The sequence below is a fragment of the Enterobacter cloacae complex sp. IR5403 genome (assembly GCF_049238705.1).
GTDB classification, from domain to species: domain Bacteria; phylum Pseudomonadota; class Gammaproteobacteria; order Enterobacterales; family Enterobacteriaceae; genus Enterobacter; species Enterobacter hormaechei_C.
Genome location: NZ_JBMKHP010000007.1, coordinates 34,796 through 58,467 on the forward strand (window position 1 = coordinate 34,796; position 23,672 = coordinate 58,467).

Annotated in this window: 21 protein-coding genes and 1 tRNA gene; 8 read left to right on the forward strand and 14 right to left on the reverse strand. The window is 55.1% G+C overall.

The window, feature by feature from the left end; translation table 11 throughout:
- Positions 1 to 30 precede the first annotated feature (30 nt).
- On the reverse strand, positions 31 to 1,248 hold the full coding sequence (gene fabB / locus ACOTW6_RS12040) for a beta-ketoacyl-ACP synthase I (RefSeq protein ID WP_003861395.1): 1,218 nt from the start codon (positions 1,246 to 1,248) through the stop codon (positions 31 to 33).
- Between the two features lie 158 nt (positions 1,249 to 1,406).
- On the opposite strand from fabB, the gene mnmC reads away from it, so the two are divergent.
- Positions 1,407 to 3,404, forward strand: a complete 1,998-nt coding sequence (mnmC, locus tag ACOTW6_RS12045; protein ID WP_213789184.1) for a bifunctional tRNA (5-methylaminomethyl-2-thiouridine)(34)-methyltransferase MnmD/FAD-dependent 5-carboxymethylaminomethyl-2-thiouridine(34) oxidoreductase MnmC — start codon at positions 1,407 to 1,409, stop codon at positions 3,402 to 3,404.
- A gap of 65 nt (positions 3,405 to 3,469) precedes the next feature.
- On the opposite strand, the gene ACOTW6_RS12050 is transcribed toward mnmC, so the two are convergent.
- Genes ACOTW6_RS12050 through prmB form a run of 6 tightly spaced genes read right to left on the reverse strand, consistent with a single transcriptional unit; the run spans position 3,470 to position 8,018 of the window.
- Entirely contained in the window at positions 3,470 to 3,745 is a 276-nt protein-coding gene (locus ACOTW6_RS12050; RefSeq protein ID WP_006811417.1) for a YfcL family protein, read from the reverse strand.
- 13 nt (positions 3,746 to 3,758) lie between these two features.
- Complete coding sequence (locus tag ACOTW6_RS12055; RefSeq protein WP_047729277.1) at positions 3,759 to 4,304, reverse strand: elongation factor P hydroxylase; 546 nt, start codon at positions 4,302 to 4,304, stop codon at positions 3,759 to 3,761.
- Positions 4,304 to 5,113 carry a sulfite exporter TauE/SafE family protein gene (locus tag ACOTW6_RS12060; RefSeq protein ID WP_062933252.1) on the reverse strand — a complete coding sequence of 270 codons (810 nt, stop codon included), beginning with the start codon at positions 5,111 to 5,113 and terminating at the stop codon, positions 4,304 to 4,306. The genes ACOTW6_RS12055 and ACOTW6_RS12060 overlap by 1 nt, the downstream gene beginning before the upstream one ends.
- On the reverse strand, positions 5,113 to 5,937 hold the full coding sequence (mepA, locus tag ACOTW6_RS12065; protein ID WP_003861385.1) for a penicillin-insensitive murein endopeptidase: 825 nt from the start codon (positions 5,935 to 5,937) through the stop codon (positions 5,113 to 5,115). The genes ACOTW6_RS12060 and mepA overlap by 1 nt, the downstream gene beginning before the upstream one ends.
- Positions 5,938 to 5,939: 2 nt before the next feature.
- Complete coding sequence (gene aroC / locus ACOTW6_RS12070) at positions 5,940 to 7,025, reverse strand: chorismate synthase (RefSeq protein ID WP_023306656.1); 1,086 nt, start codon at positions 7,023 to 7,025, stop codon at positions 5,940 to 5,942.
- 60 nt (positions 7,026 to 7,085) lie between these two features.
- Positions 7,086 to 8,018, reverse strand: a complete 933-nt coding sequence (prmB, locus tag ACOTW6_RS12075) for a 50S ribosomal protein L3 N(5)-glutamine methyltransferase (protein WP_003861381.1) — start codon at positions 8,016 to 8,018, stop codon at positions 7,086 to 7,088.
- Positions 8,019 to 8,163: 145 nt separating this feature from the next.
- On the opposite strand from prmB, the gene smrB reads away from it, so the two are divergent.
- Positions 8,164 to 8,715 (forward strand): endonuclease SmrB, encoded by a 552-nt coding sequence (smrB, locus tag ACOTW6_RS12080; protein WP_015572246.1) that lies wholly within the window; start codon positions 8,164 to 8,166, stop codon positions 8,713 to 8,715.
- Positions 8,716 to 8,761: 46 nt separating this feature from the next.
- Here the strand turns inward: smrB and sixA are convergent, their stop codons facing one another.
- From sixA to ACOTW6_RS12100, 4 genes are all read right to left on the reverse strand, one after another.
- A complete protein-coding gene (sixA, locus tag ACOTW6_RS12085; RefSeq protein ID WP_003861375.1) occupies positions 8,762 to 9,247 on the reverse strand; it encodes a phosphohistidine phosphatase SixA in 486 nt (161 codons plus the stop codon).
- 209 nt (positions 9,248 to 9,456) lie between these two features.
- Entirely contained in the window at positions 9,457 to 11,604 is a 2,148-nt protein-coding gene (gene fadJ, locus ACOTW6_RS12090; protein ID WP_062933253.1) for a fatty acid oxidation complex subunit alpha FadJ, read from the reverse strand.
- Entirely contained in the window at positions 11,604 to 12,914 is a 1,311-nt protein-coding gene (gene fadI / locus ACOTW6_RS12095; RefSeq protein WP_062933254.1) for an acetyl-CoA C-acyltransferase FadI, read from the reverse strand. Before fadI ends, fadJ begins: the two co-directional genes overlap by 1 nt.
- 227 nt (positions 12,915 to 13,141) lie before the next feature.
- Positions 13,142 to 13,426, reverse strand: coding sequence for a YfcZ/YiiS family protein (locus ACOTW6_RS12100; protein WP_003861368.1), 285 nt, complete (start codon positions 13,424 to 13,426; stop codon positions 13,142 to 13,144).
- 372 nt (positions 13,427 to 13,798) lie between these two features.
- On the opposite strand from ACOTW6_RS12100, the gene fadL reads away from it, so the two are divergent.
- Positions 13,799 to 15,082: a long-chain fatty acid transporter FadL gene (fadL, locus tag ACOTW6_RS12105; RefSeq protein WP_003861367.1), complete on the forward strand. Its 1,284-nt coding sequence runs from the start codon at positions 13,799 to 13,801 to the stop codon at positions 15,080 to 15,082.
- Between the two features lie 44 nt (positions 15,083 to 15,126).
- Here the strand turns inward: fadL and mlaA are convergent, their stop codons facing one another.
- Positions 15,127 to 15,879, reverse strand: coding sequence for a phospholipid-binding lipoprotein MlaA (gene mlaA, locus ACOTW6_RS12110; protein WP_003861365.1), 753 nt, complete (start codon positions 15,877 to 15,879; stop codon positions 15,127 to 15,129).
- A 314-nt stretch (positions 15,880 to 16,193) separates the two neighbouring features.
- On the opposite strand from mlaA, the gene ACOTW6_RS12115 reads away from it, so the two are divergent.
- The gene (locus ACOTW6_RS12115; protein ID WP_047053250.1) at positions 16,194 to 17,123 is read left to right on the forward strand and encodes a formate/nitrite transporter family protein; all 930 of its coding nucleotides are present in this window, start codon (positions 16,194 to 16,196) and stop codon (positions 17,121 to 17,123) included.
- 75 nt (positions 17,124 to 17,198) lie between these two features.
- A tRNA-Arg gene (locus ACOTW6_RS12120) sits at positions 17,199 to 17,270 on the forward strand.
- Positions 17,271 to 17,283: 13 nt separating this feature from the next.
- On the opposite strand, the gene ACOTW6_RS12125 is transcribed toward ACOTW6_RS12120, so the two are convergent.
- Positions 17,284 to 18,663, reverse strand: a complete 1,380-nt coding sequence (locus ACOTW6_RS12125; RefSeq protein ID WP_062933255.1) for a diguanylate cyclase — start codon at positions 18,661 to 18,663, stop codon at positions 17,284 to 17,286.
- 268 nt (positions 18,664 to 18,931) lie between these two features.
- On the opposite strand from ACOTW6_RS12125, the gene lpxP reads away from it, so the two are divergent.
- Both lpxP and ypdK read left to right on the forward strand, forming a co-directional pair.
- Positions 18,932 to 19,852 carry a kdo(2)-lipid IV(A) palmitoleoyltransferase gene (gene lpxP / locus ACOTW6_RS12130; RefSeq protein WP_086527955.1) on the forward strand — a complete coding sequence of 307 codons (921 nt, stop codon included), beginning with the start codon at positions 18,932 to 18,934 and terminating at the stop codon, positions 19,850 to 19,852.
- A gap of 359 nt (positions 19,853 to 20,211) precedes the next feature.
- Complete coding sequence (ypdK, locus tag ACOTW6_RS12135) at positions 20,212 to 20,283, forward strand: membrane protein YpdK (RefSeq protein ID WP_099458937.1); 72 nt, start codon at positions 20,212 to 20,214, stop codon at positions 20,281 to 20,283.
- A gap of 58 nt (positions 20,284 to 20,341) precedes the next feature.
- Here the strand turns inward: ypdK and alaC are convergent, their stop codons facing one another.
- Positions 20,342 to 21,577, reverse strand: coding sequence for an alanine transaminase (alaC, locus tag ACOTW6_RS12140; protein WP_017383460.1), 1,236 nt, complete (start codon positions 21,575 to 21,577; stop codon positions 20,342 to 20,344).
- 386 nt (positions 21,578 to 21,963) lie between these two features.
- Between alaC and ACOTW6_RS12145 the strand changes: the two genes are divergently transcribed.
- Positions 21,964 to 23,661 (forward strand): sensor histidine kinase, encoded by a 1,698-nt coding sequence (locus ACOTW6_RS12145; RefSeq protein WP_003861356.1) that lies wholly within the window; start codon positions 21,964 to 21,966, stop codon positions 23,659 to 23,661.
- The last annotated feature ends 11 nt before the right edge of the window (positions 23,662 to 23,672 follow it).

Here is a 23,672-nt window from a genome sequence, read left to right on the forward strand (position 1 = left end):
GCGGCTCCCTTCTACTATACCTTCAAACGCTTACGCTTTCAGCTTACGCATCACCAGCGTGGCGTTGGTGCCGCCGAAACCGAAGCTGTTGGACATAACGGTCGTCAGCTCACGTTCGGTGGTTTCAGTCACGATGTTCAGGCCAGCCGCCTGCTCGTCCATCTCTTCGATGTTGATGCTTGGCGCGATAAAGCCGTTTTCCAGCATCAGCAGAGAGTAGATCGCTTCCTGCACGCCCGCCGCACCCAGAGAGTGACCGGTCATGGCTTTGGTTGCAGAGATAGCCGGGCTGTTGTCGCCGAACACTTCACGGATCGCACCCAGCTCTTTCACGTCGCCTACCGGCGTTGAGGTGCCGTGGGAGTTCAGGTAGTCGATTGGGGTATCAACGCCGTGCATCGCCATCTTCATGCAGCGCACCGCGCCTTCACCGGATGGAGCAACCATGTCAGCGCCGTCAGACGTTGCGCCGTAGCCCACGATCTCAGCGTAGATGTGCGCGCCACGCGCCAGCGCGTGTTCCAGCTCTTCAACCACAACCATACCGCCGCCGCCAGCGATAACAAAACCGTCGCGGTGTGCGTCATAAGTACGGGACGCTTTGTCTGGCGTTTCGTTGTATTTGGTGGACAGTGCGCCCATCGCGTCGAACTCACAGGCCATTTCCCAGCCCAGCTCTTCGCCGCCGCCAGCAAATACGATGTCCTGTTTGCCCAGCTGGATCTGCTCAACCGCATTACCGATACAGTGTGCGGAGGTCGCACATGCAGAGCTGATGGAGTAGTTCACACCGTGGATTTTGAACGGCGTTGCCAGGCACGCGGAAACCGCTGAACCCATGGCTTTGGTCACAACGTATGGACCGACCGCTTTCAGGCCGCGCGGGCTACGCATGGCGTCAGCACCGAACACCTGAGCTTTAGAGGAGCCGCCGGAGCCTGCAATCAGACCCACGCGTGGGTTGTTCTGGTAAACGTCTTCGCTCAGACCAGAATCCTTGATCGCTTCCTGCATGGAAAGATAGGCGTAGATAGAGGCATCGTTCATGAAACGAACCACTTTACGGTCAATTAAACCGGTGGTGTCCAGTTTAACGTTACCCCATACGTGGCTACGCATTCCAGAATCTTTAAACTCTTCAGAGAAAGTGATCCCGGAGCGTCCTTCACGCAGAGATGCCAGGACTTCCTGCTGGTTATTACCGATGCTGGAAACGATGCCCAGGCCAGTAATCACTGCACGTTTCATTCAATACCTCTGTAAGTCGCACTATAAAAAGTTTCGAGTCGCACAATAGCGTACACTTGTACGCCGAACAAGTCCGATCAGCGATTTTCTGTGGAAATTTGCACCGATGGGCTCACATCGCTAAGATCGTGCCACTGCCTGTCAGACGAGTAACTTACGTGAAACAAAACGCCATACAACCTGCCAACCTCGAATTCAACGCTGAGGGTACACCTGTTTCCCGAGATTTTGATGACGTCTACTTTTCTAATGATAACGGACTGGAAGAGACGCGCTATGTCTTCCTCGAAGGAAATCATCTCAGCACCCGCTTCCCTGACCATCCGCGCAGCCTGTTTGTCGTAGCGGAGAGCGGTTTCGGCACCGGGCTGAATTTTCTGACCCTCTGGCAGGCGTTCGACCAGTTTCGCGCTGCACACCCCGAGGCTACATTACAAAGATTACATTTCATCAGTTTCGAAAAATTTCCGCTTACCGCGCACGATCTGCGGCTTGCCCATCAGCGCTGGCCGGAGCTTGCCCACTGGGCGGAACAGCTTCAGGCCCAGTGGCCTCCGGCTATCGGTGGCTGTCATCGTCTGATTCTGGACGACGGACGCGTCACGCTCGACCTGTGGCTTGGCGACATTAATGACCTGACCGATAAGCTTGATGACTCCATGAATCAGAAGGTGGACGCCTGGTTCCTGGACGGTTTTGCGCCCGCCAAAAATCCGGACATGTGGAGCCCGCACCTGTTCAGCGCCATGGCGCGGCTGGCACGTCCCGGCGCGACGCTTGCCACCTTCACCTCGGCGGGCTTTGTCCGCCGTGGGTTGCAGGAGGCGGGGTTTACCATGCGGAAAACCAAAGGCTTTGGCCGCAAACGCGACATGCTGGTCGGGGTGATGGAACAGGATCTGGCAATCCCGGCGCAGGCCCCCTGGTTTGCCCGTCGCGCCAGCACCTCGCGTGAGGTCGCCATTGTAGGCGGGGGGATCGCCAGCGCCCTGCTCTCTCTGGCGCTGCTACACCGTGGCTGGCAGGTGACGCTCTACTGCGCTGACGAGGCGCCGGCGACGGGCGCATCAGGCAACCGCCAGGGCGCGCTTTATCCCTTATTAAGTTCACACGATCCGGCACTGTTCCAGTTCTTCCCGGCAGCGTTTACGTTTGCTCGCCGCCTTTACGATAGCCTGCCGGTTGCGTTCGACCACGACTGGTGCGGCGTGACGCAGCTCGGCTGGGATGAGAAAAGCCAGCAGAAAATCACACAAATGCTGTCGCTGGGTCTGCCGGAGGCCATCGCCCATGCCGTCACGGCGCAGCAGGTTGCAGAGACCGCTGGCGTCGACACCGGCTGCGGGGGTATTCAGTATCCACTCGGCGGCTGGCTGTGTCCGGCTGAACTGACTTCTGCGGCGATAGCCCTCGGGCAGTCGCGTGGGTTGACAGTGCATTATGCCCATAAGGTTCAATCGTTAAGTCGCACTACGCACTGGAAACTGCGTTTCGCTGACGGCAAAGAGGCGCAGCATGCCAGCGTTGTGCTGGCCAACGGGCATCATATCAACCAGTTTACCCAGACAGCGTCATTGCCGGTTTATCCGGTCGGCGGCCAGGTAAGCCATATTCCTGCCGCCCCCCAACTGAGCAAACTGCGTCAGGTGCTGTGTTACGACGGCTACCTGACGCCGCAAAATCCGTCCAACGGCCATCACTGCATCGGCGCCAGCTACCATCGCGGTGAAACAGATATGCAGTACAGCGAAGCGGATCAGCAGCAAAACCGCCAGCGCCTGGTCGACTGTTTCCCGAATGCGTCGTGGGCAAAAGAAGTGGATGTTGGTGAGGGTCAGGCGCGCTGCGGCGTACGCTGCGCGACCCGCGATCACCTGCCGATGGCGGGAAACGTGCCGGACTATGACGCCACGCTTGAAGTCTATCAGGATCTTGCAGACAACAAAGAAACGGCGGTAAGTGCGCCCGTTCACCCCGAGCTGTTTATGCTGGGTGGCTTAGGCTCGCGGGGATTATGCTCCGCGCCGCTGCTGGCTGAAGCGTTAGCCGCGCAAATGAGCGACGAGCCGGTTCCGCTGGACAGAGTTACGCTCGCGGGGCTGAATCCAAACCGACTGTGGGTGCGGAAATTGCTGAAGGGGAAAATGGTCAAGTAGGGTGCGGTCGAATCCCCTCACCCTGACCCTCTCCCCAAAGGGGAGAGGGAAGAGAAGGCGGCGGCTTAGCGTTTAGCCTGCTGGAACAAATTGTCCCACATGCCCAGCACTAAAGACTGGTCGCGCGGAGAGAGTTCCCCGGCCTGAATAGCGTTTTCCAGGCTGCGAGTGACTTCCGCGTGAACGGCGTCGGCAGAGTGATCGTCCCCGGCTTCCAGCGCGGCTACCGCCAGCGTCAGGTGACCACGCAGATAACCGCTGGCGAACAGCTCATCATCACTGGCGTGTTCCACCATGTCATCAATTAACGCCAGAATGCGTGATTCAAATTCTGCGATCATCTTCTTTCCTCTGTTAAAGATCTTCCGGCCACGGGAAGCATTCCGCCGTGATCTCCGGCGTGTGGTAATAATTCTGTAAAGCCTCGATCAGGCGTGCCGGACGTGCCGGGATGCCTTTCTCAAGATATTCCATCACCTGCGCATGAACGCGGCGCTGGAAGACGATACGGTCTGGCTCGAAGTCGCCTTCGAGATTGTCACAACTTACGTTGAACGGGAAACCCGCCGCTACGCAGAACAGCCATTCCAGCGCCTGAGGTTTCACCTCCACATCTTCGAACTGCCCCTGGGTGGCGGCGTCGCGCCCGTCCGGGCAGTACCAGTAACCGAAGTCCACCAGCTCGCGACGCGCTTTCCCCGCGATGCACCAGTGCGAGATCTCGTGCAAACCGCTGGCGTAAAAGCCGTGGGCAAAGATGATGCGGTTATACGGAACCTCGTCATCAGCTGGAAGATAGATCGGTTCGTCGTCGCCTTTAATCAGACGGGTATTAAAATCATCAGCAAAACAGCTATCGAAGATCTCAATCAGCTGTTCATATTTATGCGTACTGTTCATTAGTTCATCCCCAACCAGGTGAGGATCTCCTGTCCATGGCTGTCATAAAGAAGTTTGGCGCTCATCACCGCCGAGACGACAACAATCATCGGGCGGATCAGCTTTTGTCCTTTGCTTAATACCAGACGCGAGCCTGCGCGCGCGCCCAAAAACTGCCCTGCCATCATCACAAACCCGGTTGCCCAGATAACCTTGCCGCCAATGATAAACAGCAGCAGACCGCCAACGTTGGAGGTCGCGTTGAGGACTTTGGCGTGGGCGGTGGATTTGGCGAGGTTAAACCCGGCCAGCGTCACGAATGCCAGCGCGTAAAACGAGCCTGCCCCCGGGCCAAAGAAGCCATCGTAAAAACCGACGCAGCCACCGGCAATCAGCGCAAACGGCAGGCCGTGAAGACGACGCTGTCGATCTTCTTCCCCGAGCTTTGGCATCAGCAGGAAATAGAGGCCGATACAGATAACCAGCAGCGGCAGGATCTGGCGCAGAATCTCGGACTGTACGTGCTGGACCAGCAGCGCGCCCGCCGTTGAGCCAATAAACGTCATCAGGATATTGAGCTTCTGATCGGCGAGATTCACCACTTTGCGGCGAATGAAATAGAGCGACGAGGAGAGCGAACCGCCACACGCCTGGAGTTTGTTGGTGGCAAGCGCCTGGGCAGGGCTCATGCCTGCCGCCAGCAGCGCCGGAACGGTGAGCAACCCGCCGCCGCCCGCCAGGGCATCGATAAATCCGGCTAACATCGCAACAAAAAAGAGCACCACCAGCAGCAGCGGTGACACCATGAACAGATCGACGAAATTATCCATTAAAGTACATGCTCATCCAGTAGCGCCTGGCAGGAAGGCGGCAACGGAGGCGGTGTCTTCTTCTCAGGCTTAGAGGTTCCAGGCTTGGCCGGTTCAAACCAGCTTTGCAGTTCGTAACCACAACCATCGCCAGGCGGTGGCAGCGGCTGATCTTCACATTCCAGGCTGTTCGCCGGGCAGCGCAGGCGAACATGCATATGGGCACGATGCTGGAACCACGGGCGCACTTTACGCAACCAGTCGCGATCCGTTCCCGCATCCAGGCAAAGCTGCTGCTTGATGGCCGGATTAACAAAGATCCGCGTGACGTCGTTATCCTCTGCCGCCAGCTTAATCATGCTGGAAATTTCCGGCGACCATCGCGAGGCGACGACCCGTTTACCGTCGGCCGAGACCAGATCCAGCGCCTGCGGTTTCAGCAGCTGCGCTGAACTCCAGCGCGTTTTCGGCAATTGCAGGAAGATATCCACATCCAGTCCGGTCTGGTGGCTGGCGTGACCGCCGTTGAAGCGACCACCGGCAGGCATCCCCATATCGCCAATCAGCATCGTCCCCAGCCCCAGGTTATGCACCTGGTTGCCAAGACGCTGAATAAAAAGCACCAGGTCAGGATGGCCGAAATAACGGCGCTGGTCTGTGCGCATCACCTGATAGGTATCCGATTGCAGCGGAAGTTCCTGCGCGCCGACGATACACCCGTTGGAGAAAGCGCCAATGGACTGCGCGCTCCCCGCTACCGGGTGGGTGATTTTCTGCCACGGCGTAGCGGCCAGGCTTGCTCCACTGGCCAGCAGCGCCAGCAGAGCGATTGCGGTTTTTTTCATAATTACCAGCGTGGAATGGTGGTCGTCACATCCGCATTCTGCGCGCGCTGGCGCAGGAAGTGATCCATCAGCACGATCGCCAGCATCGCTTCTGCGATCGGCACCGCGCGGATCCCCACGCACGGATCGTGACGCCCTTTGGTGATCATCTCAACTTCATCGCCTGAGCGGTTAATCGTGTGGCCCGGGACGGTAATGCTGGACGTTGGCTTCAGCGCAATATTGGCAATAATTTGCTGCCCACTGCTGATGCCGCCCAGAATGCCGCCAGCATGGTTGCTCTGGAAACCCGCCTTCGTGATTTCGTCGCGGTTCTGGCTGCCGCGAAGCTTAACCACATCAAAACCGTCGCCGATTTCAACGCCTTTCACCGCGTTGATGCTCATCAGCGCGTGGGCGATATCGGCGTCGAGGCGGTCAAATACCGGCTCGCCCCAGCCAGCCGGCACACCGTCGGCCACCACGGTGACTTTCGCACCAATGGAGTCGCCCTCTTTTTTCAGGCCACGCATCAGCTCGTCCAGCGCGTCCAGCTTGTCGGCATCGGCGCAGAAGAACGGGTTAAGCTCTACCTGATCCCAGTCTTTGATTGCCAGCGGAATGTCGCCCATCTGGGTCAGACAGCCGCGGATAACGATGCCGAATTTCTGCTGGAGATATTTTTTGGCAATTGCCCCTGCCGCCACGCGCATCGCGGTCTCACGCGCGGAAGAACGTCCGCCGCCGCGATAGTCGCGAAAGCCATATTTTTGTTCGTAGGTATAGTCGGCATGACCAGGACGGAAAACGTCTTTAATTGCGCCGTAGTCCTGAGAGCGCTGATCGGTGTTTTCAATCAGCAGACCAATGCTGGTCCCGGTGGTACGGCCTTCAAAAACGCCGGAGAGAATTTTGACCTGGTCCGGCTCGCGACGCTGCGTGGTGTAGCGAGAGGTACCCGGACGCCGACGGTCAAGGTCATGCTGTAAATCGGCTTCGGTCAGTTCGATGCCTGGCGGGACGCCATCAACGATACAACCCAGTGCCAGACCGTGCGACTCGCCAAAGGTGGTCACACGGAATACCTGTCCAATACTGTTTCCTGCCATCACGGCTCCGATGTTGTTGTTTGTGTTTGAGCGTTGTGAAACGGGCCGAAGCCCGCTGGATTAATCTTTGTAAATGCTGAAGTATTCGCGTGCATCAAGCAGCTGCGCCTTGGTCAGCATAAAGACGCCGTCACCGCCGTTGTCGAACTCAAGCCAGGTGAACGGCACATCCGGATACTGCTCTATCAGATGTACCATGCTGTTGCCCACTTCACAAATCAGAACGCCGTCGTCGGTCAGATAATCCGGCGCGCAGGCCAGGATGCGGCGGGTCAGCTTCAGACCGTCAGAGCCTGACGCCAGGCCCAGCTCCGGCTCGTGACGGTACTCGTTCGGCAGATCGGACATGTCTTCGGCATCCACGTACGGCGGATTGGTGACGATCAGGTCGTATTGCAGCGTCGGCAGGTCACGGAACAGGTCTGAGCGGATAGGCGTGACGTGATGGATCAGCCCGTGCTCTTCAATGTTGTGTTCGGTGACGGCCAGCGCGTCGGTGGAGATATCGACGGCGTCCACTTCTGCTTCCGGGAAGGCGTACGCGCAGGCAATGGCGATGCAGCCGCTGCCGGTGCACATATCAAGAATGTGCTGCGGCTGATGGTTAATCAGGCCGTCAAAGTGGTTGTTGATCAGCTCGCCAATCGGCGAACGTGGCACCAGCACGCGCTCATCAACATAGAACTCATGGCCGCAGAACCAGGCTTTGTTGGTCAGGTAAGCCACCGGAATACGCTCGTTCACGCGACGGATCACGCGCTCAACGATGCGGTGTTTTTCGCTGGAGGTCAGGCGCGCGGTACGCATGTCTTCCGGAATATCCAGCGGCAGGTAGAGAGACGGCAGCACCAGTTGAACGGCCTCATCCCATGGGTTATCCGTACCGTGGCCGTACCAGATATTGGCGGCGCTGAAGCGGCTAACCGACCAGCGCAACATGTCCTGTATGGTATGCAGCTCGTTTACTGCTTCATCGACAAAAATTTTATCCACTCTTTCCTCCAGGGCATGCTCGCATAATTTTCGGCGGCTAGTTTGCCATGAAGACGGCGATAAATCAGCAATGACGCGTGTCGCTTGAGGTTAAAAAATGCGTTTAGTCGGGTACACTATCGGAAATACGAGATGAGAATGACGAATGAAAAAGAAAACATCGCTCAGCGAGGAGGATCAGGCTCTCTTCCGCCAGCTGATGACCGGGACGCGTCAAATCACGCACGACACCATTGTCCATCGCCCGCAGCGTAAAAAAGTCAGTGAGGTACCGGTCAAACGGTTGCTTCAGGAGCAGGCCGATAACAGCCACTATTTTTCAGATGAGTTTCAGCCGCTGCTCAATACTCAGGGTGCGGTGAAATATGTGCGCGAAGACGTCAGCCATTTTGAGCTGAAAAAGTTACGCCGGGGAGATTATTCGCCGGAGCTGTTCCTCGATCTGCACGGGTTAACCCAGATGCAGGCAAAACAGGAGCTGGGGGCGTTGATTGCCGCGTGTCGCCGCGAACATGTTTTCTGCGCCTGCGTAATGCACGGTCACGGCAAACATATTCTTAAGCAACAGACACCGCTGTGGCTGGCTCAGCATCCACACGTGATGGCTTTTCATCAGGCGCCAAAAGAGTACGGCGGAGATGCCGCATTGCTGGTATTGATTGAGGTGGAGGAGTGGCAGCCGCCAGAATTGCCCTGACAGGAAGGCGGGAGGCACGCTGCACCCCGCCATATCGCACGTCACGTCAGATGGCTTTTGCCATCTTCAGGTTGCACGGACTCATTTGCCAGTTAAAGACCCCTTTGCCGGTTTCGTCGAGGGTGACGTTGGCAATGGCGGACGTTGTGAACATCGGTGGCGTTTCGCCCGGGCACAGCTCAGATACCAGATAGCCGACCAGCGGCAGGTGGGAAATGACCAGTGCGGAAGCGACACCTTCATTGCACAGCGCCTGAAGGTAAGCACTGACAAGGCCAACATCGCCACACGGCGTGAGTTCAGGGAGAACATCCACGCTGGATGGCAGGTTCATACACTCCCCTACCACATCCAGCGTCTGTTCTGCCCGCAGGAACGGACTCACCAGAACGCGTTCAATGTCCACTTTTTGACCTTTAAGCCATGTCGCCATCTGACGGGATTCGTCGCAGCCACAGACGGTTAAAGGACGTACTGAGTCACTGGCGGCATCGAGTGCCGCGTCGCCGTGACGCATGATAAAAACTTGCATATTGCACCGCTTTTGTTAACCAGAATCACCGGCGTTAACTACCCGCGATTAATGCTATGAGGTAGAAAACCCGATGGCCGGGCATTGTGCCTGATCCATTCGGTGAATGAAACGCTGTTTTTTACCTCAATGGCGTAAGTATAGTCAATCTCTGTTTACAATTTCGCCAGAACAGGTCCCATCGCCTCAGGATTTACCCTTCTTTGACTTCAGTTTACGCAATCAGTTTCCCTTGCGGGCCAGAATGTCTGACCCCGTTCCGCCATCTGCAATAATTCGTCACAAGGTGTAAACCGTGGACCGTATTGCGAGGCCAGACGTTGCAGGATCGCAACCACTTCACCCGCCCCGAGGGTATCCATATACCGGAACGGGCCGCCAAGGAATGGCGGAAAACCGATACCAAACACGGCGCCGATATCGCCGTCGCGCGCGCTTTTGATCACCTGCTCACCAAAGCAGCGCGCCGCTTCATTGAGCATCATCATCACGCAGCGCTCAGCACACTGAACCGCCGACAGTTTTCCCTGACCCGTGACAGGAATAAGCGCATAAACTGAAGGGTCGACCTGTTTCTTGCTTTTACGCCCTTTCGCGGCGTAAAGATAGAAACCGCGTTCATTTTTTCTGCCTTTGCGATCGTCCTTCAAAATTGCAGAAACAAAGTTTGCAGGCGGCGCAAAACGATCGCCATAAGCCGCTTCCAGCACAGGGATAATTTTAGTCCCCGTATCAATTCCCACCTCATCCAAAAGTTGGATTGGGCCGACGGGGAAACCAAACTTCACCAGGGCGTCATCGACGTGCTCAATTTTCTCCCCTTCCGTCAGCAACCGCATCGCTTCGTTAATGTACGGCGCCAGAATGCGGTTGACGTAGAAGCCAGCTTTGTCCGCGACCACAATCGGGGTTTTGCCCTGTTTTTTCGCCAGCTTCACCACGGTGGCAATAGTCTGCGGGCTGGTTGTGGCATGCGGGATAACCTCCACCAGCGGCATTTTTTCGACAGGGCTGAAATAGTGCAGCCCTATCACCTGCTCCGGGCGCACGGCTTTCGCCGCGATGTCGCCGATTGGCAAAGACGAGGTGTTTGACGCGAAAATGGTGTGCGGCGCGCAATGCTGTTCAACGTCCGCCACCATCTGCTGCTTAAGGGCCAGATCTTCGAACACGGCTTCAATCACCAGATCGCGGTGTGCAAACCCACTGTAGTCAGTGGCGCCAGTGATCATCGAGAGGGTTTTATCGCGCTCACTGGCCTTGATATGGCGGCGCTTCACTTTGCGATCAAGGTTCTGCCAGCTGTACTGCAACGCGTGGTTGATACCCTTAGGGTTGATATCTTTGATACGTACGGGCAATTTGCCTTTACTGGCGGTGACAAATGCGATGCCGCCGCCCATCAGCCCACCACCCAGAACGCCAACGGCGCGCAGCGGAGCCGGTTCAGCTTCACTGCCCGGATCTTTTTTAACCTCCGTGCTGGCAAAGAAAATGCCGCGCAGCGCCTGCGACTGCGGCGTCATCGCCAGCTCGCCAAAGGCTTTTGCTTCCGCAGCATAACCGCTGCTGCTGCCCTGCGATAAACCGGTTTCAATCACATTAAGAATGCGCGTCGCTGCCGGATAGTTCCCTTTGGTTTTTTGCTCGGTTTTTTTACCCACCATATTGAACAGCAGCGTGCGCCCCAGCGGCCCGGCGAGGATACGCTCGCGCACCGGCAGAGGGCGTTTCGCCTGACGACCTTTCAGCGCCCGCTCAACGGCGGCTTCAAGCAAGATGGCGTGCGGAACGACCTCATCAACCAGACCCGCCTTTAACGCCTGACGGGCGCGCAGCTGTTTACCGGTTAAAATCATCTCCAGCGCCGTACTGACGCCCACCAGACGCGGCAGGCGCTGCGTGCCACCTGAACCGGGCAGCAATCCAAGCTGTACCTCCGGCAGCCCAAGTACCGTTTTCGCATCGTCGGTACAAATGCGGCTGTGACAGGCCAGCGCCAGCTCAAGCCCACCGCCCAGGCAGGGCCCGTGGATCGCAGCGACAACGGGTATCGACAGCGCATGGATCTCCGCCATGACCTGCTGCCCCTGACGCGCCAGGTCTTCTGCTTCCTGAGCGCTTTTCGCCCGGGCAATCATGTTGATATCGGCCCCGGCAATAAAGTTATCCGGCTTTGCCGAGATAAATACCAGGCCACGTATCGCTTTGTTTTCGCGGATCTGTCTGAGCATCGCACGCACCTGAACGCCAAACTCGGCCTTCAGGGTGTTCATCTTTTCGTCGGGTACATCAATGGTGATAACGGCCACGTTATCAAGGCGGACAGCCAGGTTAAATGCAGATGTCGTTTCCATTATTCAGCCTCCATAACCATTGCTGCACCCAGGCCGCCCGCCGCACAGGCGGTAACGAGACCAAAACCGCCGCCGCGACGACGCAGCTCGTGCAACGTCTGGGTTATCATTCTCGCGCCGGTCGCCGCAAACGGATGACCGTAGGCAATGGAGCCACCCAGCACGTTGAATTTACTCTGATCCACTTCGCCTGTGGCATGTGCGCGGCCCAGCACGTCGCGGGCAAAACGTTCGCTCGCCATAAGCTGCACGTTTGCCAGCGTTTGCGCGGCAAAGGCTTCATGCATATCAATCAGCGTGAGATCGGAGAGCGTCAGCCCTGCGCGATCCAGCGCCAGCGGCGTGGACCATGCCGGTCCGAGCAGCATGTCCTGCCAGACATCAATGGCGGTAAAGGCGTAGCTACGCAAATAGCCCAGCGGTGTGATGCCAAGCTCTTTTGCCCGGGATTCGGTCATCAGGATCACGGCGGCGGCACCGTCCGTCAGCGGCGTACTGTTAGCTGCGGTTACCGTACCGTGTTTACGGTCAAAGGCCGGGCGCAGCTTCGCATAATCCGCCAGCGTCGAGGTGCCACGAATGTTGTTATCTTCCGCGAGCGGTTCGCGGTAAGGCGGCACATAGGCGGTCATCACTTCGTTGGTCAGTTTGCCCTCCGACCAGGCTTTCGCTGCCAGCTGATGCGAGCGATGCGCCAGTGCATCCTGCTGTTCGCGGGTAATACCGTAGGTTTTTGCCATCTGCTCGGCAGTGTCGCCCATGCGCAGGCCGGTGGAGTATTCAGCAACGGCAGGTGGCACGGGCATGAGGTCACGCAGGCGTAAACGCGAGAAGAGTTTGAGCTTTGCACCGGTAGTGCGAGCTTTGTTGGCATCCACGAGGATGCGGGCCAGCTGTTTGCTGACGCCGATGGGCAGCACGGAGGAGGAATCCGCGCCGCCGGCGATCCCCGCGCGAATGGTCCCCGCCATCAGGCTTTCCGCCACGTTTGCCACCGCCTGGAAACTGGTGGCGCAGGCGCGGCTGACGCTGTAGGCGTCGGTATGAACATTCATGCCGGTGCCCAGCACGATTTCACGCGCGATATTGGGCGCTTCCGGCATTTGCACCACCTGGCCGAAAACCAGTTGCTCAATAACCTCTGGCGGGATCTCGCTGCGAGCCAGCATCTCCCCCACCACCATTTTTCCCAGATCGACAGCCGGTATACCGTGAAACGCGGTTGCCTGACGCGCAAACGGCGTACGTAACCCGCTGACAATGGCAATGCGGTCACCCTGTCGGGTGATAAGCGGTAATGCCTGACTCATAATACTCCCCTGTAAAAAAATTTTGCGCGCACATTAAGTGGTCTGACCTGATAATAGTCTTAACTATTTTTTTACATTGAGCCAATCGGGGAAGCGAAAAATTGCGAGCTAAGGCACAGAGAAGAAAAAGAAAATGCCCCTGCATGGCAGAGGCATTTGTGCGGTTTGTCGCCGGGTGGCGGCGTTGCCTTACCCGGCCTACACGGTCGTAGGCCCGTGCGAAAGTATTAACGCAGGCCCAGCTGGAAGATCAGCGTTTCTGCTTCGCAGGCGAACACAAAGTCGATATCCAGCTGCACGCCGCCTTCCACTTCCGTGAAGGTGGATTTGATTTCACACGGATCGGATTCGACTTCACGCGCGCGCTGGCTCAGCGCGGCCAGCGTCTCTTCCGCTTCAGCGCGGTTAGGGAATACGCGGCTGTAAGAGGCGGTGCAATCGGTGTTGTCCATAATGGTGCCAACATCCATACAGCAGCAAACCGGGGTTTCATCAGCACTGCATTTACTCATAGCTCAATTTCCTCTGTATTCGCGCAGGGCGCGAGATAAACACGATGCGTCTATTTTACGCCCCCGGACGAGCCCCCTCCAGCCGTTAATGGCGCAAATTCGGATAAGTGAGCAATATCACACTAAAAAATGATCTAAAACAAAAATCCCCTTTTCAGAGGAATCGCACTGGTCACAATTTTGCCAACCAGATCTCGTTTCAAGAAACATATCTGAAAATATTAATAAACAAACTTGCAACATCCCAGCTGGTCAGACCTATACTCTCGCCACTGGTCTGATTTGTAAGTCATACCTCAGACCCTACACTTCGCGCTCCTGTTACGGTATGTAACAATTATTGAATAAAAATAACTCAATGAGGTTATGGTCATGAGCCAGAAAACCCTGTTCAAACAAACTGCTTTAGCAGTTGCAGTGGCAATCGTCTCAACGTCCGCCTGGTCAGCGGGCTTCCAGTTAAACGAATTTTCTTCCTCTGGCCTTGGCCGTGCGTATTCCGGGGAAGGTGCGATTGCCGATGACGCAGGCAACGCGAGCCGTAACCCGGCGCTGATCATGATGTTTGATCGCCCTACCTTCTCTGCCGGTGCGGTTTACATCGATCCTGATGTCAACATTTCTGGCAAATCTCAGTTCACCGGCGCAGATCTGAAGGCGGATAACATTGCGCCGACCGCGTGGGTGCCTAACCTGCACTTTGTTGCGCCAATTAATGAACAGTTTGGTTGGGGTGCCTCTGTCACCTCTAACTATGGCCTGGCAACGGAGTTCAATAACAACTATCCGGCCGGGGAATACGGCGGTAAAACCGACCTGACGACCCTGAACCTTAACCTGAGCGGCGCATATCGTCTGAACGATAACTGGAGCTTTGGTCTGGGCTTTGATGCTGTCTACGCCGATGCAAAAATCGAGCGTTACTCCGGGGAGCAAACTGCTGCGCTGCCGAAAAACAGTAATAAAATTGCCAGCCTGAAAGGTGATGAATGGGGCTACGGCTGGAACGCCGGTATCCTGTATGAACTGGATAAAAACAACCGCTGGGGTCTGACCTATCGCTCAGAAGTGAAAATTGATTTCGATGGCGATTACAAAAGCGGCATCCTGAGCCCAGTCAACGGTATGGTCCCAGGCGCGGGCACCACCATTCCATGGGGTACCTCGAATCAAACCGTACCGGGTTCGCTGTCGCTGCATCTGCCTGAAATGTGGGAAGTGTCAGGTTATAACCGCGTTGCGCCGCAGTGGGCCATTCACTACAGCCTCGCGTATACCAGCTGGAGCCAGTTCCAGGAGCTGAAAGCTACCGGCAGCAACGGCCAGACGCTGTTCTATAAAGACGAAAGCTTCCACGATGCTTACCGTATCGCGCTCGGTACGACCTATTATATGGATGACAACTGGACGTTCCGTACCGGCGTGGCATTTGATGACAGCCCGGTACCGGCTGATAAGCGTTCTATCTCCATTCCGGATCAGGACCGTTTCTGGGTGAGTGCGGGTGCAACCTATGCGTTCAACGAGAATGCTTCTATCGACGCGGGCGTGTCGTACATGCATGGACAGAAAGTGACCTTCCAGGAAGGCCCGTACGAGTTTACCTCTGAAGGTAAAGCCTGGCTGTTTGGTACCAACTTCAACTACGCGTTCTAATCCCAACACAATTAAAAAAGGTGAGCATCGCTCACCTTTTTTATTTATTCCGAATCGATATCTTTTAATTCGTTCTCGATGGCTTTCGCGTTCGGATTATCTTCCGGCTTCAGCTTACCGCCGTTGGCAATAAAGTCATGGTTCTGGAAGTAGGCCTCGCGCACCATGATGTACGGATCGGAAGACTGGCGCAGCAGACCGTCAGAGTCCAGCAGTTGCGCACGTGTTTCAATTCCTTCCACGGTCCATTTACCAATCGACAGCGGCCAGGTGAGCCATGACAGCACCGGATACAGCGTATCCACCATGTCACCGCCATCATCACGCACGGTAAAGCTGCCGTAGAATGGCAGGTGCACATACGGACCATAACCTACGCCATAGTGCCCCAGCGTGCTGCCGAAACGGTGCGGCTGTTCACGCTGTAATTTCGGGTTCGCCATGCCTGCGACATCAATTAAGCCGCCCATACCCAGCAGGGAGTTCAGGAAGAAGCGGGTGAAATGCACCATCCCCTGATACGGGTCGCCCTGGAGGAAGTAGTTCACCATAACCGCTGGCTCTTCCAGGTTACTGGTAAAGTTGCTCAGCCCGTTACGCGCCGGCTGCGGAACGTAGTCACGCCATGCCACGGCAACCGGACGAACCAGATATGGATCCAGCACATTATAGTTAAAGCTGTACATTGAACGGTTAAATCCTTCGAGAGGATCGGAGCGTCCCGTTTGCTCGCCAGAGCTGGCGCAGCCCACAAGCATTGTTACGCCCAGCGCAAGCGCCGACAGCCGAAGCTTCATAAATTTCTCCCTGTTCAATATGGCTATCGTTGAATGCCATCTGTGACGGAGCCGGTGATGCTCCGCCTGAAACGTGCAAGTGATTGTAACAGCACGCTTACCGATGTCTACGAGGACAATGACGACCCGCTCGCGTCATCACGCTAATTTCAGCATAGCCTGTCTTTCAGAATTCGTTTCGCTGGCAATTTTATATTGGCTTTGAAAGAGATGTCTCACCTTTATTGCCATTTACAGCAATTTAAGAGCATCCCCACGGGCAAGGCGCTAAAAGCCGCTACGCTTAAATGAGCAATTACCCCGAAGGAGCTGTTATGAAAGACATTAGCGAAGACAAAATTGGCGAAAGCAAAGAGGAGCTTGAGATTGAAAGTGAGGAGAAAGACCGGGGAGAAGAGATAGAAGTCGATGAAGATCGCCTGCCGTCACGCGCCATGGCTATTCATGAGCATATTCGCCAGGACGGGGAAAAAGAGATGGAGCGCGACGCGATGGCCCTGCTGTGGTCAGCCATTGCAGCCGGTCTGTCGATGGGCGCCTCTCTGCTCGCCAAAGGGATATTTCACGTTCAGCTGGAAGGCGTACCGGGCGGGTTTTTGCTGGAAAATTTAGGCTACACGTTCGGCTTTATTATTGTCATTATGGCGCGACAGCAGCTTTTTACGGAGAACACCGTCACTGCCGTACTGCCCGTCATGCAAAATCCGACCCTCGGTAATTTCGGTTTACTGATGCGCCTGTGGAGCGTCGTGCTGCTGGGGAACCTGATCGGTACGGGCATAGCCGCCTGGGCGTTCGAGTATATGCCAATATTTGATGAACCGACCCGCGACGCATTTGTGAAGATTGGCATGGATGTGATGAAAAACACGCCGGTTGAAATGTTCTCTAATGCCATAATTTCCGGCTGGATCATCGCCACGATGGTCTGGATGTTCCCCTCAGCGGGTAGCGCGAAGATCGTGGTAATTATCCTGATGACCTGGCTTATCGCACTCGCCGATACCACGCACATTGTTGTCGGAACCGTTGAGATCCTTTATCTGGTATTTAACGGCACACTCCACTGGAGCGACTTTTTCTGGCCGTTCGCCCTGCCTACCCTCGCAGGCAACATTTGTGGCGGGACCTTTATCTTTGCGCTGCTGAGCCATGCGCAAATCCGTAACGACATGTCCAACAAGCGTAAGGCCGAGCTTAAGGCTCAGGAAAAAAAGGATAAAACTGCCGAAAAATCGGCGTGAACGGTGACTCTTTGACCAGTCAGGCGGCAATGCGCTTAACGAAAAGTGTAAATAACGCTATACTCTTGCCGCTTCGTCCCCTTAGTTAAATGGATATAACGAGCCCCTCCTAAGGGCTAGTTGCAGGTTCGATTCCTGCAGGGGACACTTCCGTCTTTCCTTACGCCCCCTTCCAAAGCTCCACGCAGTTCCGGCCACGTCGTTTCGCGCCGTATAAAGCTTCATCCGCTGCCTGAATCAATCGCTCGTAATCGGGATGTCCGTTGAACATCGCCACGCCTATCGAGAGGGAGAGCGGGATAATATCGCCGGTTGGGGAGTTGACCTTGATTTTTTCCACCCGCCTGCGGATACGCTCGGCGATTCGCAGCGTGTCCACCTCTGAGATTTCCGTTAGCACAATCAGAAATTCATCGCCGCCGTAGCGAAAAACGTAATCACAGGTTCGCACGTTGTCGTAGAACGCGCCGGAGACTTTTCGCAAGATCTCGTCCCCGGTGTTGTGCCCCCAGGTATCGTTGATTTGTTTAAATTTGTCGACATCAATCAGCAGCGTCGAGAGCGTTGTTCCCGCCCGGGTAGCGTGCAGGATTTCGCGTTTGAAGATGGTTGGCAGGAAACGGCGGTTCAACAGACGGGTCAGGACATCAACCCCCACCTCGTGTCGCGACACTTCGTCAAACAGTTCGCGCAAAAGCGTGATGATTTGCGAGAGCGTATTACGCATTCGCTGCAAGAATTTATCCCGCTGCGCTTTATCACTCAGACCCTGCCCTGAAAGACGGATCTCGTTAAAAAGGTCATCGAATTCCTGAATCAGACGAGAGATATGTCCAGCCTCAGCGATCCCGCTGAAGTAGTGCCGACCTTTATGGCTAAACCACAGTCCAAATTCAGACTGCCCCAGCGGCAGACTGTTGCCGATACTGGAATTAAGCGTGATCTTATACAGAAGCACCATTTCCCATGACAGCAACGCCGCGGTCTGTCGCTCCTTCTCCTCTTCTGCGTTCTCCATTAAGGAAAAGATGCGGTAATTTTCGTCCTCTTTCGCCGCATTGTTCTCGCTAAAGACATAGGCCCGCGACATCACTTCCATGGCCAGATCGATACTGTTTATCGCGTAGTGATAAATATGCAGCTTCACCTCAGGCGAATGGGCGCTGGTAGTAATGACAGGCAACAGCAGCTTTTTCAGAACGCGGAAGCCCATTTCAACTAAATCAACCGAAATACCAATACGGGCATGAACATCCGCAGCGCGCTGTTGCGCCCGCATCTGCTCTTCAACCTGCTCCACCCGGCATGAGAGTACATCAATAAGCCAGCGACGAAGTGCCTCCTGAAGCTGCCTTTCCACCTGTTCGGTGGTCAGGAATTCCGCGACCGACGGATCTGCCAGTACAACCCGATAAAATTCAGCTACCAGGGGCGTTGCATTGTCCCTCGCAAGCTCAGTCGCAAGCCGATGCACATCGGGATCGGTTTCATTAATCAGCTTCACCCACTCTTCTTTCACCGTTTGCAGGTAGGTTTCCATCGTCTGCACCTTCAGGAGTCATGCGGGAACGCAGATTTAACAATAGCAAAATCAAACCACTCCGCAATTGCCGCTTTTTTAAACAAAAACGAGTGATAGCTCATAATGTATAACGGTGCTACATTATGCCGCCCACCCAAGTCAGCAATGGCCAGGCAACGTCGTAAAGAACGGTAAAGCCTGCAACCATGACCTCGTCCTACGGTCTTAATGGCACATGGTATCGCGAAGTCTGCGCTACCTTCACAGGCTTCACATAGGTTCCACTATTTTGTCTCAATCCAAATTTCAGCGGGCGTTTCTGCACCCGCGCTACTGGTTTACGTGGTTTGGCCTTGGCGTTCTTTGGCTGCTGGTTCAACTTCCTTATCCCGTGATCCGTTTCCTGGGTTCGAAGCTCGGCAGCGCATCGCGTCACTTCCTTAAGCGTCGTGAGTCCATTGCCCGAAAAAATCTCGAACTTTGCTTTCCGCATTACAATGCGCAGCAGCGCGAAACGCTGATTGCGGAAAACTTTAAATCTATCGGTATGGCGCTGCTTGAAACCGGTATGGCCTGGTTCTGGCCAGACGAGCGTGTCCGTAAATGGTTTGACGTGGAAGGCCTGGATAACCTGAAACGTGCCCAGATGCAAAACCGCGGCGTGATGGTTGTGGGTGTGCATTTTATGTCGCTTGAGCTGGGCGGCCGCGTTATGGGCCTTTGTCAGCCGATGATGGCAACCTATCGCCCGCATAACAGCGCGCTGATGGAATGGGTACAAACGCGGGGCCGCATGCGTTCAAATAAGGCGATGATCAGCCGTAACAATTTGCGCGGTATGGTTGGCGCCCTCAAAAAAGGGGAAGCCGTCTGGTTTGCCCCGGATCAGGACTACGGTCCTAAAGGGAGCAGCTTTGCCCCTTTCTTTGCGGTTAAAGATGTCGCTACGACGAACGGTACTTTTGTGATTTCACGTCTCTCAGGCGCCGCGATGTTAACAGTGACCATGGTCAGAAAAGCGGATAAGTCAGGCTATCGTCTGCATATCTCTCCAGAGATGGCAAACTATCCCGAAGATGAGAGTGAAGCCGCGACCTTTATCAATAAGGTGATTGAGTTTGAGATTATGCGTGCGCCTGAGCAGTATCTGTGGATGCACCGCCGCTTTAAAACCCGTCCCCTGGGCGAAGCCTCACTCTATATCTGACCCCTTTCGAAGGTTAGTTTCGCTAAGAAACTAACCTTTTCAAACACCTGTAATCGCAGTGCGTAACGGCTTTTTTCGACCGTCGCTCAACAGGCATTTATTGCGTACCGAAATCAAACTGTCTCCGTTCCACGACACCCGTAAGTGTAGGAAATTATTTAAAAAAATGCCTCTTGTCACTCCTGAAATTTAGGCGTACATTAGCGCCGTCTGGCGACAGGAAAGCACAGAATTCAGAGCTGAAGTTAGCGACGTCACGGGATAATTCCGATTTCCCCTTTCGCATGATTTCAACTCTCTATACTCAGTTGGACTCTGTTTTTTTAATGCGTACCGGAAGATACGCGGAGCGATGAAACGTGAAATATTTCTTTATGGGCATTTCGGTTATTGTTTTAGTTTGGGCCGGAACGTTTGCTCTGATGATCTAGTTAAGAAAATGCAGTCAAAAAAACAGGCGCCGTTGGCGCCTGTTTTTTTTGGTGTCCGTTACGACTCGGGTTGTTCCGCAACACTCTTCGCTGCAAGCAGGCCATCCGCGCGGAACATGCTTTTAATGCCCCGCACTGCCTGACGGATACGGTCGCTGTTTTCAATCAGCGCGAAACGCACGTGCGTGTCACCGTAGTCACCAAAGCCAATGCCTGGAGAGACGCAAACCTTGGCGTCCTGAAGCAGTTTTTTGGCAAATTCAAGAGAACCCATCGCCGCATACGGCTCGGGGATTTTCGCCCAGACGTACATGGAGGCTTTAGGCATTTCCACCATCCAGCCTGCTTCATGAAGCCCTTTTACCAGCACATCACGGCGGCGTTTGTACTGAGCGGCAATATCGAGCACGCACTGCTGATCCCCTTCCAGCGCCGCGATAGCCGCGACCTGTAACGGCGTGAAGGTGCCATAGTCATGGTAGCTTTTAATACGCGCCAGAGCGCTCACCAGCGTTTTGTTTCCCACCATAAAACCAATTCGCCAGCCCGCCATGTTGTAGCTTTTCGACAGGGTGAAAAACTCAACCGCCACATCACGGGCACCCGGCACCTGCATAATTGACGGCGCTTTCCAGCCATCATAAACGATATCGGCGTAGGCGAGATCGTGTACCACCAGCACATCGTAACGCTTGGCCAGCGCGACCACTTTCTCGAAGAATTCGAGTTCAACGCATTGTGCCGTTGGGTTTGACGGGAAACCGAGGATCATCATTTTCGGCTTCGGATAGCTTTCACGAATCGCCCGTTCCAGCTCGTTAAAGAAGTCGACACCTTCCACCAGCGGGACAGAACGCACCTGCGCGCCGGCAATCACCGCCCCATAGATGTGAATCGGGTAGCTCGGATTCGGCACCAGTACGGTATCGCCGTGATCCAGCGTCGCCAGCATCAGGTGGGCCAGCCCCTCTTTGGAGCCAATGGTCACAATCGCTTCACTTTCAGGATCGATATCGACCTGATAACGATCCTGATACCAGCGGGAGATCGCCCGACGTAAGCGTGGAATGCCGCGTGAGGTGGAATACCCATGGGTATCGGGACGCTGGGCAACCGTGCAGAGTTTCTCCACAATGTGCGGCGGCGTTGGGCCGTCAGGGTTACCCATACTAAAATCGATAATGTCTTCGCCGCGCCGACGCGCAGCCATTTTCAGTTCAGCAGTGATATTGAAAACATAAGGGGGGAGACGATCGATACGCGTAAAACGGCGTTCAGGACTGAATTCAGCCATAGATTCCTCAGAGTCACGTTAGCGCCCGGACCGTCCGAGCGACGCTGCCACCTGTGTGGCGTGCTTAGAAAATAACCTGAAGAAAAAGACGCTGTCGAGAGGAGAACGGCAAAACAATATTTTGCGCTAAAACGGGAATGCGATTGCAGTGAAAAGCGGAACTCTTATCGTGAACAGGCAGTTTTAAGCGCTACGATTTAACACAATGTTTTCAGTATCGTTACCTGACGTTTCTCCCCAAACGGAAAAGCACCGGCTTTCAGTCAAAAGCCAGCAATCCCCTTTGAGAATTATGGTTTTTCCTCATTTGATAAATCTGATGGATAGCTGGTCATCAGGCCCTATGTTTTCTATCATAGATTTTTCCCGTTTTCCCAGGCCTGACCGTGCACGAAATCTTCAATATGCTCCTGGCGGTGTTCGACCGCGCGGCATTAATGCTGATCTGTCTTTTTTTCCTTATCCGCATCCGCTTGTTCCGCGAACTGTTGCATAAATCTGCCCATTCGCCAAAAGAGCTGCTGGCCGTCACGTTTATCTTTTCGATGTTTGCCCTGTTCAGCACCTGGTCCGGCGTGCCGGTAGAAGGCTCGCTGGTGAACGTGCGCATTATCGCCGTCATGTCGGGCGGGATCCTCTTTGGACCCTGGGTCGGGATTATCACAGGCATTATCGCCGGCACCCATCGATACCTGATTGATATTGGCGGCGTGACGGCCGTCCCCTGCTTTATCACCAGTATTATTGCCGGGCTGCTCTCGGGCTGGATTAACCGAAAAATCCCGAAAAAGCAGCACTGGCGTGCGGGGATTATCGCGGGGATGGTCTGCGAAACGCTGACCATGATCCTGGTCATCGTCTGGGCGCCAACCGTTGCGCTGGGGCTGGATATCGTCTCGAAGATCGGTATTCCGATGATCCTCGGGAGCGTCTGTATCGGTTTTATCGTGCTGCTGGTGCAAAGCGTGGAGGGCGAAAAAGAGGCCAGCGCCGCGCGTCAGGCCAAACTGGCGCTGGACATCGCCAACAAGACGCTGCCCCTTTTCCGGCACGTTAACGCCGAATCTTTACGTCAGGTTTGCGACATCATCCGCCGTGATATTCACGCCGATGCGGTCGCCATCACCAATATTGACCACGTGCTGGCTTACGTTGGCGTCGGTGAGCACAATTATCGCGACAGCGACGACACCATCAGCCCGACCACCAGACAGGCGATTAACTACGGAAAAATCATTATTAAAAACAATGATGAAGCCCACCGGACGCCAGAGATCCACTCGATGCTGGTGATCCCGCTGTGGGAAAAAGGCGTGGTCACGGGGACGCTGAAAATTTACTACTGCCATGCGCACCAAATCACCTCCTCGCTCCAGGAGATGGCGATTGGCCTGTCGCAGATCATCTCCACCCAACTTGAGGTTTCGCGTGCGGAGCAGCTGCGCGAGATGGCAAATAAGGCAGAGCTGCGCGCCCTGCAAAGCAAGATCAATCCCCATTTCCTGTTTAACGCGCTGAACGCTATCTCCTCTTCCATTCGACTTAATCCGGACACCGCGCGGCAGCTGATCTTTAATCTGTCGCGCTATCTGCGCTACAACATTGAGCTAAAAGACGACGAGCAGATCGACATCAAAAAAGAGCTGTATCAAATCAAGGATTACATCGCCATCGAGCAGGCTCGCTTTGGCGATAAGCTGACGGTCATTTACGATATTGATGAAGAGGTCAACTGCGTGATCCCAAGTCTGCTGATCCAGCCGCTGGTGGAAAACGCCATTGTTCACGGTATTCAGCCGTGTAAAGGCAAAGGCGTGGTAACGATTAGCGTGACGGAAAGCGGTAACCGCGTGCGTATCGCCGTGCGCGATACCGGGCACGGCATCGATCCGAAAGTCATCGAGCGCGTCAAATCAAACGAAATGCCGGGCAACAAGATCGGACTGCTGAATGTGCATCACCGGGTCAAACTGCTGTACGGTGACGGGCTGCATATCCACCGCCTTGAGCCGGGCACCGAAATTGCCTTTTATGTTCCGAATGAGCGAACGCCCGTGAATGCCCCCATATCCTTGTTGCCGTAGGCCGGAGTAAC

Bases quoted from the DNA above. Each gene is read 5' to 3' on its own strand.
- fabB (WP_003861395.1), bottom strand. From the start codon at position 1,248: ATGAAACGTGCAGTGATTACTGGCCTGGGCATCGTTTCCAGCATCGGT.
- ACOTW6_RS12050 (WP_006811417.1), bottom strand. From the start codon at position 3,745: ATGATCGCAGAATTTGAATCACGCATTCTGGCGTTAATTGATGACATG.
- ACOTW6_RS12055 (WP_047729277.1), bottom strand. From the start codon at position 4,304: ATGAACAGTACGCATAAATATGAACAGCTGATTGAGATCTTCGATAGC.
- ACOTW6_RS12060 (WP_062933252.1), bottom strand. From the start codon at position 5,113: ATGGATAATTTCGTCGATCTGTTCATGGTGTCACCGCTGCTGCTGGTG.
- mepA (WP_003861385.1), bottom strand. From the start codon at position 5,937: ATGAAAAAAACCGCAATCGCTCTGCTGGCGCTGCTGGCCAGTGGAGCA.
- aroC (WP_023306656.1), bottom strand. From the start codon at position 7,025: ATGGCAGGAAACAGTATTGGACAGGTATTCCGTGTGACCACCTTTGGC.
- smrB (WP_015572246.1), top strand. From the start codon at position 8,164: ATGAAAAAGAAAACATCGCTCAGCGAGGAGGATCAGGCTCTCTTCCGC.
- sixA (WP_003861375.1), bottom strand. From the start codon at position 9,247: ATGCAAGTTTTTATCATGCGTCACGGCGACGCGGCACTCGATGCCGCC.
- fadJ (WP_062933253.1), bottom strand. From the start codon at position 11,604: ATGGAAACGACATCTGCATTTAACCTGGCTGTCCGCCTTGATAACGTG.
- fadI (WP_062933254.1), bottom strand. From the start codon at position 12,914: ATGAGTCAGGCATTACCGCTTATCACCCGACAGGGTGACCGCATTGCC.
- ACOTW6_RS12100 (WP_003861368.1), bottom strand. From the start codon at position 13,426: ATGAGTAAATGCAGTGCTGATGAAACCCCGGTTTGCTGCTGTATGGAT.
- fadL (WP_003861367.1), top strand. From the start codon at position 13,799: ATGAGCCAGAAAACCCTGTTCAAACAAACTGCTTTAGCAGTTGCAGTG.
- mlaA (WP_003861365.1), bottom strand. From the start codon at position 15,879: ATGAAGCTTCGGCTGTCGGCGCTTGCGCTGGGCGTAACAATGCTTGTG.
- ACOTW6_RS12115 (WP_047053250.1), top strand. From the start codon at position 16,194: ATGAAAGACATTAGCGAAGACAAAATTGGCGAAAGCAAAGAGGAGCTT.
- ACOTW6_RS12125 (WP_062933255.1), bottom strand. From the start codon at position 18,663: ATGGAAACCTACCTGCAAACGGTGAAAGAAGAGTGGGTGAAGCTGATT.
- alaC (WP_017383460.1), bottom strand. From the start codon at position 21,577: ATGGCTGAATTCAGTCCTGAACGCCGTTTTACGCGTATCGATCGTCTC.